The sequence below is a fragment of the Nocardiopsis coralliicola genome, assembly GCF_054779695.1.
This window is the reverse complement of record NZ_BAAGXT010000015.1, coordinates 72,903-90,842: the sequence shown is the minus strand read 5'-3', so window position 1 is coordinate 90,842 and position 17,940 is coordinate 72,903. Positions and strand designations below refer to the sequence as shown.

Annotated in this window: 14 protein-coding genes; 7 read left to right on the top strand and 7 right to left on the bottom strand. The window is 73.7% G+C overall.

The features are described 5' to 3' along the window. Positions 1-894 (bottom strand): carbohydrate ABC transporter permease, encoded by an 894-nt coding sequence (locus ACYVGT_RS13445; RefSeq protein ID WP_460857849.1) that lies wholly within the window; start codon positions 892-894, stop codon positions 1-3. 89 nt (positions 895-983) lie between these two features. Next, a complete protein-coding gene (locus tag ACYVGT_RS13440) occupies positions 984-2,282 on the bottom strand; it encodes an extracellular solute-binding protein (RefSeq protein WP_460857847.1) in 1,299 nt (432 codons plus the stop codon). A 372-nt stretch (positions 2,283-2,654) separates the two neighbouring features. Between ACYVGT_RS13440 and ACYVGT_RS13435 the strand changes: the two genes are divergently transcribed. Continuing rightward, a complete protein-coding gene (locus ACYVGT_RS13435; RefSeq protein WP_460857844.1) occupies positions 2,655-3,908 on the top strand; it encodes an ROK family protein in 1,254 nt (417 codons plus the stop codon). Between the two features lie 14 nt (positions 3,909-3,922). On the opposite strand, the gene ACYVGT_RS13430 is transcribed toward ACYVGT_RS13435, so the two are convergent. After that, the gene (locus ACYVGT_RS13430; protein ID WP_460857842.1) at positions 3,923-4,888 is read right to left on the bottom strand and encodes a hypothetical protein; all 966 of its coding nucleotides are present in this window, start codon (positions 4,886-4,888) and stop codon (positions 3,923-3,925) included. Positions 4,889-5,092: 204 nt separating this feature from the next. Further along, positions 5,093-5,917, bottom strand: a complete 825-nt coding sequence (locus tag ACYVGT_RS13425) for an SAM-dependent methyltransferase (RefSeq protein ID WP_460857840.1) — start codon at positions 5,915-5,917, stop codon at positions 5,093-5,095. A gap of 171 nt (positions 5,918-6,088) precedes the next feature. On the opposite strand from ACYVGT_RS13425, the gene ACYVGT_RS13420 reads away from it, so the two are divergent. The 3 genes from ACYVGT_RS13420 (at position 6,089) to ACYVGT_RS13410 (ending at position 12,107) form a co-directional block, all read left to right on the top strand. Continuing rightward, on the top strand, positions 6,089-7,687 hold the full coding sequence (locus ACYVGT_RS13420; protein ID WP_460857924.1) for a sugar ABC transporter ATP-binding protein: 1,599 nt from the start codon (positions 6,089-6,091) through the stop codon (positions 7,685-7,687). Next, positions 7,662-9,596, top strand: coding sequence for an ABC transporter permease/substrate-binding protein (locus tag ACYVGT_RS13415; protein WP_460857838.1), 1,935 nt, complete (start codon positions 7,662-7,664; stop codon positions 9,594-9,596). Before ACYVGT_RS13420 ends, ACYVGT_RS13415 begins: the two co-directional genes overlap by 26 nt. Before the next feature lie 426 nt (positions 9,597-10,022). Then, positions 10,023-12,107 carry an ABC transporter ATP-binding protein gene (locus ACYVGT_RS13410; protein WP_460857836.1) on the top strand — a complete coding sequence of 695 codons (2,085 nt, stop codon included), beginning with the start codon at positions 10,023-10,025 and terminating at the stop codon, positions 12,105-12,107. Here the strand turns inward: ACYVGT_RS13410 and ACYVGT_RS13405 are convergent. After that, positions 12,071-12,913, bottom strand: a complete 843-nt coding sequence (locus ACYVGT_RS13405; protein WP_460857834.1) for a hypothetical protein — start codon at positions 12,911-12,913, stop codon at positions 12,071-12,073. The genes ACYVGT_RS13410 and ACYVGT_RS13405 overlap by 37 nt on opposite strands. A 203-nt stretch (positions 12,914-13,116) precedes the next feature. On the opposite strand from ACYVGT_RS13405, the gene ACYVGT_RS13400 reads away from it, so the two are divergent. Further along, positions 13,117-13,386: a PLDc N-terminal domain-containing protein gene (locus ACYVGT_RS13400; protein WP_460857832.1), complete on the top strand. Its 270-nt coding sequence runs from the start codon at positions 13,117-13,119 to the stop codon at positions 13,384-13,386. Between the two features lie 65 nt (positions 13,387-13,451). Here ACYVGT_RS13400 and ACYVGT_RS13395 read toward each other — a convergent pair whose 3' ends face one another. Next, positions 13,452-14,501, bottom strand: coding sequence for a DMT family transporter (locus ACYVGT_RS13395; RefSeq protein ID WP_460857829.1), 1,050 nt, complete (start codon positions 14,499-14,501; stop codon positions 13,452-13,454). 82 nt (positions 14,502-14,583) lie between these two features. On the opposite strand from ACYVGT_RS13395, the gene ACYVGT_RS13390 reads away from it, so the two are divergent. After that, positions 14,584-15,549 (top strand): LysR family transcriptional regulator, encoded by a 966-nt coding sequence (locus ACYVGT_RS13390; protein ID WP_460857826.1) that lies wholly within the window; start codon positions 14,584-14,586, stop codon positions 15,547-15,549. A gap of 168 nt (positions 15,550-15,717) precedes the next feature. On the opposite strand, the gene ACYVGT_RS13385 is transcribed toward ACYVGT_RS13390, so the two are convergent. Further along, positions 15,718-17,154, bottom strand: a complete 1,437-nt coding sequence (locus ACYVGT_RS13385) for an NAD(P)/FAD-dependent oxidoreductase (RefSeq protein WP_460857824.1) — start codon at positions 17,152-17,154, stop codon at positions 15,718-15,720. Positions 17,155-17,319: 165 nt separating this feature from the next. Between ACYVGT_RS13385 and ACYVGT_RS13380 the strand changes: the two genes are divergently transcribed. Then, on the top strand, positions 17,320-17,910 hold the full coding sequence (locus ACYVGT_RS13380) for a helix-turn-helix domain-containing protein (protein WP_460857823.1): 591 nt from the start codon (positions 17,320-17,322) through the stop codon (positions 17,908-17,910). Positions 17,911-17,940 lie beyond the last annotated feature (30 nt).

Genomic DNA, 17,940 nt, shown 5'->3' with positions numbered 1-17,940 from the left:
CTAGACCCCTTCCGCCTGGCTCTCCATGCGGGAGAACCGGGACAGCCTCAGCAGCGCCAGTGAGAAGACCAGGCCCAGGGCGACGAGCAGCACCGCGATCGCGCTGCCGTAGCCGATGCGCGTCTCCTGGAACGCCGTCGCGTACATGTGCATCGGGAGGATGCGGGTGGCGTTCTCCGGGCCGCCTCCGGTCATGATGAAGATGACGTCGAAGTAGGTGATGGAACCGTTGACGATGAGGATCGTCGAGGTGGCTGCGGTGTACTTGAGCTGCGGCAGCGTCACCGAGAAGAACTGCCGCACGGGCCCGGCGCCGTCGATGCGGGCCGCCTCGTACAGGGCCGCGGGGATCTGGCGCACCGCGGCTTGGAAGAGCAGCGTGTGGAAGGGGATGAACTGCCACGCGATGACTGCGGACACCGCGTACAGCGCCGTTCCGGGATCGCCCAGCCACGGCCGGGCCAGCGCGCCGAGGCCGGCCGATTCCAGCAGGGTGTTCAGCGCCCCGTCCGGGCTCAGCAGCGCCTGCCAGATCAGGCCGACGGCGACCGCCGAGAGCAGCAGCGGGATGAAGAAGAACACCCCTAGCACGGCGCGGTAGCGGGCGCGGTTGGCCAGGAATGTGCCGAGCAGGATGCTGACCGGCGCCTGCAGGATCCAGGAGAGCGCCACCACCTGCAGCGTCAGCCAGAGGGACTGCAGCGTGGTCTCGTCGGTGGCGGCGCGCACCCAGTTCGCACCGCCGGCCCACTCCGGCGCGGCGATCCCGTCCCACTCGACCAGGCTGATGGCGACTGCGGCGAGCAGCGGCACCAGCACGAAGACGGTGAACAGCGCAACCGCCGGCAGCAGGAGGAGGGCGGCTCTCCAGTCGGTCCTCTGCTTCACGGGCATTCCCTCCCGGGGGGCGGGTGAGGGGGCGGCGGGCCTGGGGCGTGGCTGGCGGACGGCGTGCAGCGGGGCAGCGGTCCTCCGGGCACGCCCTAGAGCTCCATCGCTTCGTTCATGGCCTGGGCGAACCCTTCCGGGGTGATCCGCTGCGCGAACACCTGGCCGAGGCCGGTCAGCAGCTCCTGTGCGGACCGCGGGTCCAGGGCCTGGTCCCAGGACAGGTCGAAATAGGGGGCGTCGCGGGCCAGGCCGTAGACGAACCGCAGCCACTCCGGGCTCTCCGCCTCGGCGAGCCGGTCCTCAAGGCCGGTAACCGGGGGGACCAGCCCGAGCGCGATGAGCCCGTCGACCATGGCCTCGTCCAGGACGGCCGCGTCGAGGAAGTCGCCGGCGCGGCCGGGGTGCCGCGAGGCCGTCGTCAGCGAGTAGTAGTTGGTCAGGTTCCCCACCACATCGGCGGTGTCTCCGGCGCCGCCGTCCACCTCCGGGAAGGGGAACCAGCCGAGTCCGCCGCCGCCGACGAAATCGGGGGCGTCGTTGAGCAGGCTCAGATACGTCCACGAGCCGTGCAGCAGCATGCCGGCGCGGCCCGAGTACAGCAGCTGGGCGTCCTGGTTGGTGTCGGCGTTGAGCGCGGCGAAGCCGCGGGGGAAGGCCTCCGCCGCGACCAGCTCCTGGATCATCGCCACCGCCTGCAGGAACGCCGGGTGGGACCAGGCGCCGCGCTCGCGGGCCAGTACCGCCTGCAGGGGCTCCCGGCCGCCCACCCGGTTGACCAGGTATTCGAGGTACATCATGTTGGTCCACAGGTTCTGGCCGGCCAGGGAGAGCGGGACCACCCCGGAGTCGGCCAGCGCCTCGACCGCCCCGGTCAGCTCCGCCCAGGTCCGCGGCGGCTCCAGGCCCAGGTCGGCGAAGACTTCGGTGTTGTAGAAGAACACCTTGGGCTGGGTGCCGGCCTTCGGAACGCCGTAGACCCGCCCGCCGAAGGTGACGGCCTCCATGACGGCGGGGAGGTAGCGGCCGGTGTCGACCCGGGCCGGGACTTCGGCCACCTCGCCGGCGTCGACGAAGGCGCGGAGCTGGTCACCGCCCCATCCGTAGAAGAGGTCCGGCGGCGTGCCCGACATCAGGGCGGTCCGCAGGCGGTTCTTGTAGGGGTCGTTCTGGAAGAACTGCGGCACGACGGGCGCCCCGGCGCTGCGGGCGTTGAACCGCTCGGCCGCATTGATCACCAGGTCCTGCTCCGCGTCGGTGGAGATGTCCCAGACCGCGACGCCGGAGTCCGTGCGTGAACTGCCGATGCCGAATCCGCAGCCGGCGAGAGCGGCCGCGGCGGCCGCAGAAGCGCCGGCCGCCAGTGCTGTGCGCCGTGTGGGGTGCCCGGCCATGTCGCAACTCCTCGGCGGCTCGGGGGAGGTCCGCGGTGCGGACCGGACCGGTGGGGCGAGGTCGGGAACGGGGGGATGCAGGCGGCGGAGCGCCGCTCCGGAGTGCCGGCCGGGTGCCTCAGCCGAGGTCCCGCCGAATTTGTATTTGCGTCAAACTAATAAGGCCGCCGAGTCCGGTCAAGGGGGGTTGAGGGACTTGTCGAACCGGTGCACGCGGGGGAGGGGCCCTTCCGTCTGCAACTGCCGGGTGCTCGGCCGCGCGGGCATGCGGTTCCGTCGCACGCGCATCGTTGCGAAGATGAACGAATGCGCGGAGCGGCGCCGGCCGGTGCGGTGGCGGCGGCCGGATCGGGGTGGGAGAGGATCGGACGCATGGCAGTTCACACGCGCGCCCTTGCGGCGGCCGGCGAGCGGCGGCGGGGGGTCCGGGAGGACAACCTCGGCCTCGTCCTCGGCCGGGTCAGCACGCACGGGCCGCTGACGCGCGCCCGCCTGGCCGAGGCGACCGGGCTGACCAAGGCCACGGTCTCCAGCCTGGTCGCCGAGCTGCTGGAGGCCCGGCTGCTCACCGAAGCCGGCGTGCTTCCGAACGGTGGCGCGGGCCGGCCGGGTACGGTCCTCGACATCCACGGCGGCGCCCACGCGAGTATCGGCCTTGAGGTCAACGTCGACTACATGGCCGTCTGCGTGAGCGACCTCGGCCACGGCGTCCGCTACCACCGCGTGGAGTGCGCCGACAACCGCGGCGCGGCGCGCCCCGCCCTCGACCGCCTCGCCCGCCTGCTGGACCTGGCGCTGCGCGCGGCCCGGGACGCCGGGCTCCAGCCGATCGGCGTCTCCCTCGCGGTCCCGGGACTGGTCGCCCCCGAAGCGGGCCGCCTGCTGCGCGCCCCCAACCTCGGCTGGAGCGACCTGCCGATTGCGGCGATGCTGGCCGAGCGGGTGGGGCTGGAGCCGGGCGCCATCCGGCTGGACAACGAGGCCAACCTCGCCGCGCTCGGCGAGCTCGCCTTCGGGCGCGGCGGAGCGTGGGGCGACTACGTGCAGGTGTCCGGGGAGATCGGTGTGGGCGCCGGCATCATCCGCGGCGGGCGGATCGACCGCGGCTCGCACGGCTTCGCGGGCGAGGTGGGGCACCTCAGCCTCGATCCGGCCGGGGAGCCGTGCGGGTGCGGCGGCCGCGGCTGCCTCGAACGGTACTGCGGCCTGGAGGCGCTCTCCCGCGCCGCCGGTCTGCCCGCGAGCGAGCCGGCCACCACGATCGGCGACCCGTCGGGCCCGGTCGCCCAGCTCCTCGCCGTCCTGGAGGGCGGCGACGCCCAGGCGGCCGCGGCAGTCGCCCGGGTGGGCGAATACCTGGGAACCGGGATGGCCGGAGTCGTCAACGTCGTCGACCCGGACACCGTGGTTCTCGGCGGCATGTTCGCCCCGCTGGCCCCCTGGATCGCCGAGCCCTTCGCCGCGGCACTCCTACCGCAGACCATCGCCGCCCGCTGGGCCCCGCCCCGGGTCGAGGTCTCCACCCTGGGCCCCGACGCCGCAGTGCGCGGCGCCGCCGGCCTCGGCATCGCCGAACTCCTCGCCGACCCCGCCCGCGTCACCCGCCCCCGCGCCGGAGCTCGGTGACGGGGGCTTCCCGGCTAATCGGTGCGCTCGGGAAAGGGATCGCCCGCGCGGGGCGCCCGCCATTCGCCCTCGGCGGCGACGCCCCCGATATACGGCGTTTCGTAGTCCTGCCAGCCGGACGCGAGACCGCTCACCCAGAAAGGCTCGCCGCCGTCGTCAATGGCCAGTGCGGATTCCTGATCGCCGGACAGGACTGTGGCCTCGATGGTGAAGGTGCAGTAGCCGCCGGTGCGATGGGTGATCATGTCGAAGACCGCCTCCTCGCCGTTTTCCAACCGGTAGGTGGTGTCCTCGAAATAGTCGCCGTCGGGCTGTTCGAAGTCGTCGACCTTCTGCGCGGCCGGATCGGCGGAGTCGAGGTCGAAGTAGACGAGTTCGGCTCCTTCGGCCCCGGCAGGAGGGGAGTAGAAGTAGGCGCCGGTGAGCGGCGCCTCGGTGCAGTCCGGGACGGCCCGCATACCGAGGATCCGCGCCCCCTCGTCCGCGTCCGCGCGGAGCACGACCCGCATCCGGTGCTCCTCCGGAGTCTGGAGCCCGTATCCGGTCATGCGCTCGACATAGGCGGATTGGTCCTCCCGGCGGAGCGCGTTGATGTCGGCGAGCTCGCCGGCGCCGAGTTCCACCGGATCCGGCCCGAGCCAGGAGTCGCCCTCCCCGGGCCTGGCCCACTCGACCGAGGCGACCGAGACCGGGCCGCTGCCCTCGTCCGGTCCGGGAGCAGCGGAAGGCGACGGCACCGGTGAAGGTGAAGGCGCGGGGGCGACCGCATCCTCCCCGCGCACCTGGACGAACCAGACGAGCAGCGGTGCGAGGACGGCGGTGAAGGCGGCGCCGAAGATGGACTTCCAGGACAGCTCGCGGAGTTTTCCGCTGACGCGCGCGGAAATCGGCCGGAGGGGGCTGGCGGCGCCCTTTCGGCGCGCAGCGCCTTCGGCCGCCCCGCCGGCAGGATCGGGGGATCCGTCTTTTTGTTGTTCCACTTCGCCCACCTTTGAGGTTGTGCGAAGCCTACGCCGCTTCAGCGCCGCACACGCGGTGTGCACGGAATTGTCCCCGGGGGATCAGCTATTCCGCCCGGGGGCACGCGAGCTGTGCCGGGGAACCGAAACAGGCGGGGGCGGGCCGCCCGGACAGGCGGCCCGCCCCCGCCGGATTCGCTGGGCGGCGCGGGGCGGCGCACGCGCTCAGAGGACGCGGCTGACGCCGCCGAAAAGGTAGACCTCCTGGTCGATACCGACTTCGGCCGGGTCCGGGCGCCAGAGGGAGCAGGAGACGACGCCGGGGTCGAGGAGCTCGGTGCCGGCGAAGAACTCCTCGATCTCGGTGCGGGTGCGGGCGCGGATCGGGGTGCCGCCGCGCTCGTTCATCTCGCGCATGACGTCCAGCATCGGCTGGCCGTGCACTTCCGCGGTGGAGTGGGTCAGCACGACGTGGCTTCCGGGCGGGAGGGCGCTGATGAGGCGGGAGACGGCGGCGTGTGCTTCGGCGTCGTCGACGATGTGGTTGACCACGCCGAGCAGCATGAGGCCGATCGGGCGGTCGAAGTCCAGGGTGGCCCGGCTGCGGTCGAGGATCTCGCCCGGGGAGCGCAGGTCGGCCTCGATGTAGTCGGTGGCGCCCGAGTCGGCCCCGCTGAGCAGAGCCGCAGCGTGCGCCATCACCAGCGGGTCGTTGTCGACGTAGACCACGCGCGACTCGGGCGCCAGGCTCTGGGCGACCTCGTGGGTGTTGTTCATGGTGGGCAGGCCGGTCCCGATGTCCAGGAACTGGCGGATACCGGCTTCCTGCACCAGGTGGCGCACCGCGCGGATCAGGAACGCGCGCTCCGCCCGGGCGCCGATCGCGATGTCGGGCACGGTTGCCAGCACGTCGTCGCCGGCCGCCCGGTCGGCGGGATAGTTGTCCTTGCCGCCCAGCCAGTAGTTCCAGACGCGGGCCGAGTGCGGGGTCCTCGGGTCGATCGCGGCGGGCGCGGGGCCGCCGTCCGCGGGGGGTGTGGTGTCACTCATCGAGGCCATCATGCCAGTTCGGCCGACCGGAATCCGTCCGCTGCGCCCCGCGGACCCCTGGTATCCGGCCAGGAGCCCGGTGCGGGGCCCAGGCGCCGAGCCGGGTTCGGAGGGACACTGCCGGGGTGACGTGAGGAGGGCGCCGTGCAGGACTCGGGCGGGCTGCTGCGGATGCAGGGGGTGCGCAAGGCGTTCCCCGGAGTGCAGGCGCTGGGCGGGGTCGACTTCGACCTGGCGCGGGGTGAGGTGCATGCGCTGCTGGGGGAGAACGGGGCCGGTAAGAGCACGCTCATCAAAGTGCTGGCCGGCGCCCACCGGCCCGACGCCGGGCGGATCCTCGTCGACGGCGGCCCCGTGCGGATCCGCGACGCCGCCGACGCGGAGCGGCTCGGCATCGCAGCCATCCACCAGGAGTTCACCCTCGTTCCGGACGTCTCCGTCGCCGAAAACGTCTTCCTCGGCCACCCGCCGCGCCGCTTCGGCCTCATCGACCGGGCCGTCATGGAGCAGAAGGCCGCCGCGCTGCTGGACCGGGTCGGCCTGGACGTCGACCCGCGGACCCGGCTGCGCGAGCTCGGCATCGCCCGCCGCCAGATGGTGGAGATCGCCAAGGCGCTGCGCGGCGACGCGCGCATCCTCGTGATGGACGAGCCGACCGCGGTGCTGACCGCCGGCGAGGCCGAGCGGCTCTTCGCCATCGTGCGGCGGTTGCGCGAGGACGGCGTCGGCATCGTCTTCATCAGCCACCACCTGGAGGAGATCGGCGCGCTCGCCGACCGGGTCACGGTGCTGCGCGACGGGCGCTCCGTCGCCCAGCTGCCCGCTTCCACAGATTCCGGCACCCTGGTCCGGCACATGGTCGGCCGGGACGTCAGCCAGCGCTTCCCGCGCCGCCGGACCGAGCCCGGCGCGCCGCTCCTCCGGGTCGCCGGCCTCGGCCGGCCCGGCGCCTTCGCCGGTGTCGGCTTCGAGGTGCGCGCCGGCGAGGTCGTCGGCCTGGCCGGGCTGGTCGGCGCCGGGCGGACCGAGGTCGCCCGCGCGGTGTTCGGCGCTGACCGCTACGCGTCCGGCAGGGTCGAAGCGGGCGGCGCAGCGGTCCGGCGCGGGGACATCAGGGCCGCCATGGCCGCGGGCATCGGGCTGGTCCCCGAGGACCGGGCCGGCCAGGGGCTGGTGCCCGGAGCATCGGTCGCCGACAACCTCGGCCTGGTCACGCTCGCCACCCGGGGCCGGCCGGGCCGCTCCGGCGGCGGCGCGCCGCGGGAGGACGCCGAGCGCATGGCCGGCGAGCTGGGCGTCCGGATGGCAGGGCTCGACCAGCCGGTGCGCACCCTGTCCGGCGGCAACCAGCAGAAGGTCGCCATCGGCAAGTGGCTGCTGGCCGACTCGCGGGTGCTCATCCTCGACGAGCCGACCCGCGGCGTCGATGTCGGCGCCAAAGTCGAGATCTACCGGCTCGTCAACGCGCTGACCGACGCGGGCCGCGGCGTCCTGCTGATCTCCAGCGACCTGCCCGAGGTCATCGGTATGAGCGACCGCGTGCTGGTCATGGCGCAGGGCCGGATCGCCGGCGAGCTCAGCGCGGACGAGGCCACCCAGGATGCGGTGATGGCCCTCGCGGTCGGCGCCCCCGGCAGGCCCGGCCGTGCAAGCGGGGCCGGGCCGGCCGCCGGCCCCGCGACCGGGCGGCTCAGCCCTGATCCGCCACCGGGCGGCTCTTCCAGCGGTGCAGGTACCGACGACGATGCGGAGGGCCCCCGTGACCGCTGACACCTGGGCGAGGATCCGGCGCCTGCTCCTCGACAACGGCGCGCTCACCGCGCTCGCCGTCCTCGTCATTGCGCTCTCCGTGTTCTCCAGCGACTTCCTCACCGCGGAGAACCTCCTCAACGTCGGAGTGCAGGCCGCCGTCATCGCGATCCTCGCGTTCGGTGTCACCTTCGTCATCATCACCGCGGGCATCGACCTCTCGGTCGGCTCCGTCGCCGCCCTGTCGGCGACCGTGCTCGCGTGGACCGCGACGACCGCCGGCCTGCCGGTCTGGCTCGCCATCCCGCTCGCCGCGGCGACCGGTGTCGTGTGCGGCCTCGTGAGCGGCCTGCTGGTGGCCTACGGAAAGCTCCCGCCGTTCATCGCGACCCTTGCCATGCTCTCGGTGGCGCGGGGCCTCGCCCTGGTCGTGTCCGGCGGCAGCCCGATCGCCCTGCCCGACTCGGTCTCCGCGCTCGGCAGCACCCTCGGCGGATGGCTTCCGCTGCCGGTCGTGGTGATGGCCGCCGCGGGGCTCGCCGCGGCCGTGATCCTGCGCCGCACCTACACCGGCCGCGCCATGTACGCCATCGGCGGCAACGAAGAGGCGGCGCGGCTGTCCGGGATCCGGGTGCGGCGGCAGAAGCTCGCGGTCTACGCGCTGTCCGGGCTCTTCGCCGCGGTCGCCGGTGTCGTCCTGGCCGCGCGGCTGTCCACCGCGCAGCCGCAGGCCGCGCAGGGCTATGAGCTCGATGCGATCGCGGCCGTCGTCATCGGCGGGGCCAGCCTCGCCGGCGGTGTCGGCACCGCCTCGGGCACCCTGATCGGCGCGCTCATCCTCGCCGTGCTGCGCAACGGCCTCAACCTGCTGGCGGTGTCGGCCTTCTGGCAGGAAGTGGTCATCGGCGCGGTCATCGCGCTCGCCGTCCTGTTCGACACCCTGCGCCGCCGCTCCGGCAGCGGGGCCGCGGCCGCGTCCGTGCCGGGCGGGGGATCCGGGGGTGCGCGGCGCGCCGCCCTCACCGGCGCCGGGGTGGTGGCGGTCGCCGCGGTGCTGGCTGCGGTCTCCTTCCTGCAGCCCGGCGGCTCCCCGTCGGCACTGCGCATCGGCATGTCGCTGTCCACCCTCAACAACCCGTTCTTCGTGGAGATGCGGGCCGGCGCGGAGGCCGAGGCGGAGAAGGCCGGCGTCGACATCGCCGTCACCGACGCCCAGGACGACGCCTCCCAGCAGGCCGACCACCTGCTCGATTTCACCGGTACCGGCGTGGACGCGATCGTGGTCAACCCGGTCGACTCCGAAGCGGCGGCGACGCAGGTGCGCGCGGCGGGCGACGCGGACATCCCCGTCGTCGCTGCCGACCGCGAGGTCACCGGCGCCGACACCGCCTCCCTCGTCGCCTCGGACAACACCGAGGGCGGCCGGATGGCCGCCGACCTCATCGCCGAGCGCCTCGACGGGGAGGGCCGCATCGTCGTCCTGCAGGGCACCGCGGGCACCTCGGCCAGCCGGGAGCGCGGCGCGGGTTTCGCCGAGGGGCTCGAGGAGCACCCGGGGATCGAGGTCGCCGCCACCCAGCCGGCCGACTTCGACCGCACCCGGGGCCTCGATGTGATGTCCAACCTGCTGCAGGGCGACAGCGACATCGACGCCGTCTTCGCCGAGAACGACGAGATGGCGCTGGGCGCCGCGACAGCCCTGGGCGCCGACACCGCCGACATCCCCGTCATCGGCTTCGACGGCACGCCCGACGGCCTCGACGCCGTCGCCGAGGGCACCCTCTACGCCAGCATCGCCCAGCGCCCCGCGGAGATCGGGCGGGCTGCCGTCCGCACGGCCGTCAGCGCCGCACGCGGCGAACCCACCGACTCCGCCGTCAAGGTCCCGGTCGAAGCCGTCACGGCAGACAACGTCGGCGAGTACCGCTGACCTTGCCGCCGCGCCCGGCCCAACGCCGGGCCGCGGCGGGGCCCGCACGGTGAGCTCCGGCTGCAGCTCCGCCGTCCGCACACGCCGCCACTGAGCGGTCCGCGTTGCGTCGCGGGCCGATCAGCCCGCCCCGCCCCGGTCGCCCCATTGGGCCCGAGGACAGAACGGCCCTCCCGGGCGGCGCGGTACCCCGGTGGATTCGGTCAGCGCCTGCGCGGGGAAACTCGGCGCCGTCCGGATCCGCCAACCGGTGCGGGCACGGAGCCGCGCGCCGACCTGGCCACCTGGTCCCGTGGTCCACAGGGATCCGGCCGGCCCCCAACGGCGCGTTGTCCCGCAGTCGCCTTCTCACCCCGCCCGCGGGAGGCGACGATACACACCTCGGCCGAAATTCGAACACACGTTCTATTCTGTGAGGGGTGGAGTATGCGACGGCGATCAACGGCGCCGGCAGTGGCCAGCGGCGGATCGGGCGGTGCGGACGGCACCGCGCCAGCAGGACAAGGAGAGCACGCGGGTACGACAGCCGGCGCGGCGGAGCAGCGCGGCGCCGCGGAGGGTGCCGGCCGGTGCAGGGGAGGGGAGCGCGACCGCGGCCGGCTCTGGCGCCGCACGCGCGGCCGGGCTGAGGCGCCGCCGGAGATCCCCGACCTCGCCGGCAGCCGGTACTTCCCGTGGCTGGACGAGATGGAGGGGCTCACCCTCGGCCGGATGGCAGCTCGGCTGCCGGGCCAGCTGCTCAGCGCCCTGCGCTGGGCCTGGCGCGCAAACCGGCGCGACACCGCGGCCACCATTGCCGCCAACACGGCGGCCGGCGTGCTGTCCGCACTCATCCTTGCGGCCATGGTGGGCGTCCTGCACGAGCTGTTCAGCGGCGGCCCCACGCCCGAGCGGATCCGCGCCGCCCTGCCGGCACTGGTTGCGCTCGGCGCTGCCGTCGTGCTCCGGTCGGCGCTGCGCACCGTCGGAATCTGGGCGCAGTCGCGGCTCCGCCCGCAGGTCGAGCGCGCGGCAGAGACCGAGCTGCTGGACGCCGTGACGCGGGTGCGCACCGAGGCGTTCGACGACACCGACTTCTGCGACGCCGTCTACCGGGGGCGCGACCGCGGCCTGCACGAGACGCAGGCGATGATCGGCTACACCGTCGACATCCTGGCGGAGGTGATCGGGCTGCTCGCGGTCGCCTCGGTGGTCACCGTGCTGCACCCGATCCTGCTCCCCCTGCTGGTGGTCAGCGTGCTCCCGGTCGGGTGGGCGGCGATTCGGTCGGCCCGCATGCGGTACGAGCGCATGCGCCGGCTGTCCACCACCCACCGGCTCCTCTACATCCACGCCCACACGCTCACCCAGCGCGAAACAGCCGCCGAGCTGCGGTCCTACGGGATGCGCCGGACGATGATGCGGGAGTACACCGCCCTGGCCCGTTTCGTGCAGGACTCCGTGCTCGCCATCGCTGCCCGCCAGACCGGCGTGCGCGCGGTCGGCGACGCCGCCGGCGGCGCCGCAACCCTGGCCACCTACGGCGCACTCGTGGCGATGCTGATCGGCGGATGGATGCCGCTCGCCGTCGCCGGCGCCGCCTATGTGGCACTCGGCCAGGGCAAGGCGGCGCTCGACCGCCTGGTCACGGCCCTCACCAGCTTCTACGAGTCGGCGCTGTACTTCTCCGATGTGCTCGAAGTCCTCGACGAGGCGCGGGCCCGCACCCCGGACACCCCCGCGGGGCCGGAGCCGGGCCCGCTCGAAGAGGTCGAGCTCCGCGACGTCGTCTTCGCCTACCCGGGCGCCGACCGGCCGGCGCTGGACGGCGTCTCCCTGCGGGTACGGCGCGGCGAGGTGGTGGCACTGGTCGGTCCGAACGGGTCGGGCAAGACCACGGCCGCCAGCCTCATCTCCGGGCTGTTCACCCCGCAGACCGGCACCATCGCCTGGAACGGGGCCGACACCGCGGGCTTCGACCCCGACCTGCTGCGCGCCCGGATCGGCACCATCCGCCAGCAGCATTCACTGTGGCCGTTCAGCGCCCGCCGCAACATCACGATGGACGAGGCCTCCGACGGTGCCCGGCTGGAGCGCGCGCTGTCGATCAGCGGCGCCGCGGACGTCGTCGGCGGGCTGCGCGACGGACTCGACACCGTTCTCGACAAGCGGTTCGCGGGCGGAGCCGACCTGTCCGGCGGCCAGCGTCAGCGCATCGCGGGCGCCCGCGGCCTCTATCGCGCGGCCGATCTGGTCATCGCCGACGAACCGACCGCCGCCCTGGATGCCCACGCCGAACAGCTCGTCTTCGACACCCTGCGGCACGCGAGCCAGGGCGCCGCGGTCCTGCTGATCACCCACCGCCTGGCCAGCGTCCGGATGGCCGACCGCATCGTGGTCCTCGACCGCGGCCGCGTGGCCGAGCAGGGCACGCACGCCGCCCTGCTTGCTGCTGGCGGCCTCTATGCCGAGCTCTACGGCATCCAGGCCGCCGCCTACGCGTCTGGGCCAGAACGGGCCCGGCGGTCCTGACCAGCGCTGCCGCGCCGCCCGCTGGGCGGCGCGGCTCGGCCGGCCTGCGGGAGCGGGACCACTGCGAGTTCGGCGCCGGGGTGGATTCCGGCGGAGGCGAGGCGGCGCTCGTCGAACTCGCCCCGGCCCTGGAGCTGGGCCCAGGCAGTGCCCATGGCGGAGTACAGGGTGCCGCTGCGCTCGCTGCGGAGCAGCCAGGAGATCCCGTAGGTATAGGGGTCGACACGGTGGTTGATGGTGAAGTACACCGTGTTGAGCAGTTCGTCGACGGTGGTGTCGGGGGTCGGCGCGATGACGAGGGGCGACCTCATCCCCAGGGAGAAGAGGTCGATGGTGATCTCGCGGCGGCGGACCCCGTCGCGGGTGGATGCGACAACCTGCTCGACCAGGGCGTCCCGCTCCCCGGGCAGGTCGATCCTTGAGGCCGCCGCCTCTTCCACGGCAGCCCGGAGCGAGCTTTCGACGGCGCCCATGCTGCGTTCGGCGGGCAGCGAGACGGCGTCGACGAACTCCTTGACGCCGGTGTGGCCGGCGTAGTCGGCCGGGGCGTAGAGGACGTAGGGCCGGTTCCACAGGACAGCGAAGAAGGCGGTGGCCACCGCCACGGGGAAGAGCACCGAGAAGACGGCGAAGAGCCCCTGGACCCACCCGTCGACTTGCGTCGCAGCGATCCCCATGGTGGCCTCGGCGGCGCCGAGGAAGAGCGAGACGATCCAGAGGGGGTTGAGTCCGCCCTGGCCGCGGAGGCGGGCGGTCGGGGCGTCCGGGGCCTCGGGGCCGGGGCCGCTCGGGGGGAGGGGCGTCATAGGCGCCGAGTCTAGGGCTGCGGCAGACCGACGATCGGCGCCCGGAAAGGCGCCGGCACCGCCGTTCGGGCAGGGGATCACCGACTTTCGGGGGTGGGGGAAGTTCGCTCCGCAGGGGGACGCGGCGGAGCGGGGCGGATCCGTAGCGTGGTCAACGCACGGTCGCAGAGGCCGCGCAGACCGCTGAGAAAGGAACCCGCACCATGACCGCCCCGTTCGCCGCCCTCGCCCTGAACTTCTCGACCGAGCAGGTCCTCTCGTTCGCAGCGATCGCCGGCGTCGGCCTGCTGATGCTCGCCTACGCGGTGTTCATCATCGCCGCGTTCCTCGGCGCCCTCTTCTCCGGCCTGGGGGTCGGGATGAAGCTCGTGTGGGCGATCTTCATCATCTGCGCGCCGTTCCTCGGTGCCCTGTGCTGGTTCATCATCGGCCGCAACAACGTTCCCTCCCGCGTCCACTACCAGTACCGGTAACGCGCCGCGGAGCAGGTTCCGGGGCCGGGCCGCCCAGAAGGGGCGGCCCGGCCCCGTGCTCGTGCCTACTCGCCGCGCGCCGGCGCCGGCTCCGCGGGCGCCGCAGCACCGGCCCGGCCGGCGGCCCCGTCCGCCGGGACCGCGGCCCGGGACCGGCGGCGCAGAGTCGCCACCGCAACGCCGGCCAGGCAGAGCGCGCCGCCGGCCAGGGCGAGCGGCACCGGAGCCTCGGACAGCAGCAGCCAGGAGATGGCGATCACCAGCGGCGGCGAGAGGTAGGTGGACGCCGCCAGGCGGCCCGCGGTCACATACGTCAGGGCGTATCCCCAGGTGAGGAATGCGATGGCGGTGGGGAACACGCCGAGGTAGACCATCGTGAGGGTGGCGGAGGGCGGCGCCGCAGCGGCCTGCCGGAGCAGGTCCGGGGCGAACGGCAGCGCCGCGACCGCCCCTGCGAGGCAGCCCAGCCAGGTGAGGGTGAGCGCGTCCACGTGGTCGAGGAGCCGCTTCTGGCCGGTCGCGCTCGCCGCGTAGAGCAGCGCCGCGAGCAGGCCGAGTGCCACCCCCGCCGTGTCGCCCATCCCGGAGGAGGTGCCCGCGGCGATGAGTGCGACCCCGCCGAAGGCGAGCGCCACGCCGATCAGCAGGCGCCCGGGGAAGCCTTCGCCGAGCAGCAGGCCGGCGAAGACCGCCACCAGCGCGGGGGCGATGTTGACGAGCAGCGCCGCCGTCCCCGCGTCGAGGTGCTGCTCTGCCTGGTTGAGCACCAGGTTGTACATGCCGAACCACGCCACGCCCCACGCGATCGCGCCCGCCAGCGGGCGGCCCCGCGGCAGCCGGAGCGGGCGGCGCGTCCACGCGGCGCGGGCCGCGACGATCGCGGTGAGGACGGCGGCGCCCGCCAGCAGCCGGCCCAGCGCCAGCGCTCCCGGTGAGAAGTCGTGCCCGGCGGCGCGGATTCCGACGAACGCCGACGCCCACAGCGTCACGGTGACCCCGGCGGCCAGAACGGGCAGGGCGGCATGCGGAGGCGCGGAGCGAAGGGCCGCGGGAGTGGGTGCCATGGGGGACATCGTCGCGGGTTCGGACCCGTCGTGCTGGCGTGATTCGGTCATGGAGCCATCGTCGCGCTGCCGACCGTGAAGGACCAGCGAATAATCCTTACGGACGATTCAGTCCCGCTGTATCGTCGAGGGTATGCTCGACATCCATCGGCTGCGTGTCTTCCGCTCCGTTGTGGCGAGCGGATCGGTGCAGGGCGCCGCCGCCAACCTCGCCTACACGCCGTCTGCGGTCAGCCAGCACATCACCGCCCTGCAGCGGGAGACCGGCCTGGCGCTGTTCGAGCGGGCCGGCCGCGGCCTCCGCCCCACCCCGGCCGGGTTCGCCCTGGCGGCCGAGGCCGACGCGGTCCTCGCCCGGCTGGGGGAGGCGGAGTCCCGCGTCGCCGACCTGCGGGCGGGGCGCACCGGCACGCTCTCCATCGCCTACTTCGCCTCCGCCGGAGCCGCCTGGCTGCCGTCGGCGGTGCGCCGCATCTCCGACGCCTTCCCCGGAGTCCGCCTGGACCTGCGGCTCAGCGAAGCGCTGCCGGCGGACCCGGACGACCGAGCCGACCTGCAGCTCACCGTCGAGACCGACCGCTTCGACCCGGGGCCGGGCTTCACCGCCCACCGCCTGTGCGACGACCCCTACCTCGCGGTCCTGCCGCGCGCACACCCGCGCGCGAACGAGACCGCCATCGACCTGCTCGACCTTGCCGCCGAACCGTGGATCGACAGCGACGTGCCCGACGGGCCGTGCCGGGTGCGCCTCGTCGAGGCGTGCCGCGCAGCAGGGTTCAGCCCGCCGTTCCGCCTGGAGGCCCACGACTACCCGACGGCGATGGCCTTCGTCTCCGCAGGCATGGGCATCACGGTGATCCCGGGCCTGTGCTCCGCTCTGCTCCCCGCGGACCTGGCCGCGGTCCCCGTCGTCCGGCCCGCCCCGGTCCGCACCGTCACCGCAGTCCTGCGCTCCGCAAGCGACGCCCCGCCCCTCCGCACCGCCCTCGCCGCCTTCCGCGCCCTGGCCGGCGGTCGCCCAGGACAGCCTCTGCCAGGAGCGGACCCGGCTCCGCCGCCCGCTGAAGGCGAGCAGGCCAGCAGCGCCAGCCTGGTGTGACCGGGTGCGGAAGCCTTGGCCGCGCTCCGCGCGGGCCGGACCGCGCTGCCCGCGCTGTCCGCGACGCGGTGCCGCCACGGCGCTTGCCGGCCCTAAGGCAGAGCGCTCCGCAGTCCGAGGGCCGGCGCGGAGCGGCGGAGTCTGCTGGCCCCTCCCCGGCGGAGCCGGTCATTCGCGGGCGCTGACCAGGTCGCCGAGCCGGCCGAGCGCCGAAGTCCGGGGGAGCCCGCGCCGCTCGGCGCGGTCGGCCGCACGGTAGAGGGCGTACACGCCCTGAGCTCCGAGCCACCGCAGCGGCTCGGGCTCCCAGCGCCGGGCCCGGTGGTCCACCCAGGGGAGGCGGGTCAGGGGGGTTGATTCTCCGAGGACGAGGTCGCGCAGGGTGCGTCCGGCGAGGTTGGCGGTCGTGACCCCGTGTCCGACGTACCCGCCCGCCCATCCCAGCCCGCTCCGGGGGTCGACGCGGACCCCGGAGCACCAGTCGCGGGGAACGCCGAGGATGCCGCTCCACGTGTGGGCGATGCCCGCTGCGCGCGCTGCGGGGAAGTACCGTGCGATGACCTGCCACAGGGCCAGCACCGTCGAGGGGTGAGTGCGCCCCTGCGGATCCCAGCGGGAGCCGAACCGGTAGGGGACGCCGCGGCCTCCGAGGGCGATCCTGTCGTCAGCGGTCCGCTGGCCGTAGACGTAGGTGTGGGCGTTGTCGCTGAACAGTTCGCGCCCGTCCCAGCCGATCGCTTCCCACGTGGAGCGGGGGAGCGGTTCGGTGACGATCATCGAGCTGTTCATCGGCAGCATCGCGCGCTCCTCGCCCCGGATTGAGGCAGTGAAGCCCTCGGTGCACCGGAGGATGTAGTCGGCGCTCACCTCGCCGTGCTCGGTGACAGCGCGGGCGGAGCGGCCGCCGGAGCGGGGGTGCAGTTCGGTGACGGTGGTGCCCTCGAACAGATCGACGCCGGCGGCCTCGACGGTGCGGGCCAGTTCGCGGGCCAGCTCTGCCGGGTGGATGCGGGCGCCGTGCGGAGACCAGGTCGCCGCGGACGCCCCGGCCACGTCGATCCGCGCGCGCCGCTCGGCGGTATCCAGCAGCCGGAGGTCGGCCTCAGCCACACCCCAGGAGCGCAGGCCTTCGACCTTGGCGAGCAGGCGCTCGCGCTGCGCCGCGCCGACCGCCACGCTGAAGACTCCGCCGCGCACGACGGCGGTCCGCATGCCCTCGGCCTCGGCCGCCGAAGCGACCTCTCCGATGGAGGCGCGCATTTCCCGCTGCAGGTCGATGACTGCGCCGCGGCCGTGCGAGTGGGCGAAGCGCCGCCGCGATCCGGCCAGTTCGGCCGAGAGCCACCCGCCGTTGCGCCCGGAGGCTCCGAAGCCGGCGAACTCTCGTTCGAGAACGGCGATGCGCATGTCGGGCCGGGCCCGCTTCAGGTAGTAGGCGGTCCAGAGGCCGGTGTAGCCGGCGCCCACGATGCAGACGTCATAGTCGGCCGGGCCGGGGAGGGCCGGGCGCCGCGGGGGAGTTCCGTGGTCGCGCCACCAGAACGACACGTGCCCGTTGGCGAAGTCATCGGTCCGGGGAACGCTGCGCAGTTCGTGAGCTGACATGGCGAAGTCGACTCCGAGGATGGGGGGGGGAGGCTAAAGCGCCGCGAGGGGCTGCGGCGGGATGCGGATCATGAAAGCACAGATCGAAGCGGCGAGTAAAGAAAACTTTTCTGCAGGAAAACAAATCTTGCGTTCCTTTGCCCGGTTGGGCTAGCTTCGCTCCCCATGAACGAGCCGACCCCCCGAACCGACTCGTCCGGTGCCGACGGCGACGACGGCATCGGCCCCCGACTCCGCCGGCGGCGCAAGGCCAAGCGCCTGACGCTCGCCCAGACCGCGGGTGCGGCCGGGCTCAGCGAGGGCTTCCTCAGCCAGCTGGAGCGCGGCCGCGTCAGCGGCAGCGTCACCACGCTCCAGCGCGTCACGGCGGTCCTCGGACTCACCGTCGGCGAGCTCTTCGACGAATCCTGGTCGGACGACGCGGTGCTGCACCGCTACACCGAGGCGAAGCCGTTCCGCTTCGGTACGGATGCGCGAAAGATCCGGCTGACCCCGAAGGGCAACAACCACCTCGAAGTCTTCCTCGGCGAATTCGACCCCGGTGGAAGCACCGGTGCGGAGCCCTATGCCCACGGCGACTCCGAGGAGCTGCTGCTGGTGCTGGCCGGGCGCGTCGAGGTGACGCTCGGCGAGGAGACGCATCTGCTGGGGCCGCTCGACTCGGTGAGCTACTCCAGCGCTACGCCGCACCGCGCCCGGGAGGCTGACGGCGGCACCGCGCGCGTCCTCTGGAGCATCAGCCCGCCCAGCTACTGAGTCTGCGGCCGCACCTCGCGGCCCGACTCC

Coding starts and splice junctions, on each gene's coding strand:
- ACYVGT_RS13445 (WP_460857849.1), bottom strand. CDS start 894: ATGCCCGTGAAGCAGAGGACCGACTGGAGAGCCGCCCTCCTCCTGCTG.
- ACYVGT_RS13440 (WP_460857847.1), bottom strand. CDS start 2,282: ATGGCCGGGCACCCCACACGGCGCACAGCACTGGCGGCCGGCGCTTCT.
- ACYVGT_RS13385 (WP_460857824.1), bottom strand. CDS start 17,154: ATGTCAGCTCACGAACTGCGCAGCGTTCCCCGGACCGATGACTTCGCC.
- ACYVGT_RS13435 (WP_460857844.1), top strand. CDS start 2,655: ATGGCAGTTCACACGCGCGCCCTTGCGGCGGCCGGCGAGCGGCGGCGG.
- ACYVGT_RS13380 (WP_460857823.1), top strand. CDS start 17,320: ATGAACGAGCCGACCCCCCGAACCGACTCGTCCGGTGCCGACGGCGAC.
- ACYVGT_RS13425 (WP_460857840.1), bottom strand. CDS start 5,917: ATGAGTGACACCACACCCCCCGCGGACGGCGGCCCCGCGCCCGCCGCG.
- ACYVGT_RS13410 (WP_460857836.1), top strand. CDS start 10,023: ATGCGACGGCGATCAACGGCGCCGGCAGTGGCCAGCGGCGGATCGGGC.
- ACYVGT_RS13390 (WP_460857826.1), top strand. CDS start 14,584: ATGCTCGACATCCATCGGCTGCGTGTCTTCCGCTCCGTTGTGGCGAGC.
- ACYVGT_RS13415 (WP_460857838.1), top strand. CDS start 7,662: ATGCGGAGGGCCCCCGTGACCGCTGACACCTGGGCGAGGATCCGGCGC.
- ACYVGT_RS13420 (WP_460857924.1), top strand. CDS start 6,089: ATGCAGGGGGTGCGCAAGGCGTTCCCCGGAGTGCAGGCGCTGGGCGGG.
- ACYVGT_RS13395 (WP_460857829.1), bottom strand. CDS start 14,501: ATGACCGAATCACGCCAGCACGACGGGTCCGAACCCGCGACGATGTCC.
- ACYVGT_RS13405 (WP_460857834.1), bottom strand. CDS start 12,913: ATGACGCCCCTCCCCCCGAGCGGCCCCGGCCCCGAGGCCCCGGACGCC.
- ACYVGT_RS13400 (WP_460857832.1), top strand. CDS start 13,117: ATGACCGCCCCGTTCGCCGCCCTCGCCCTGAACTTCTCGACCGAGCAG.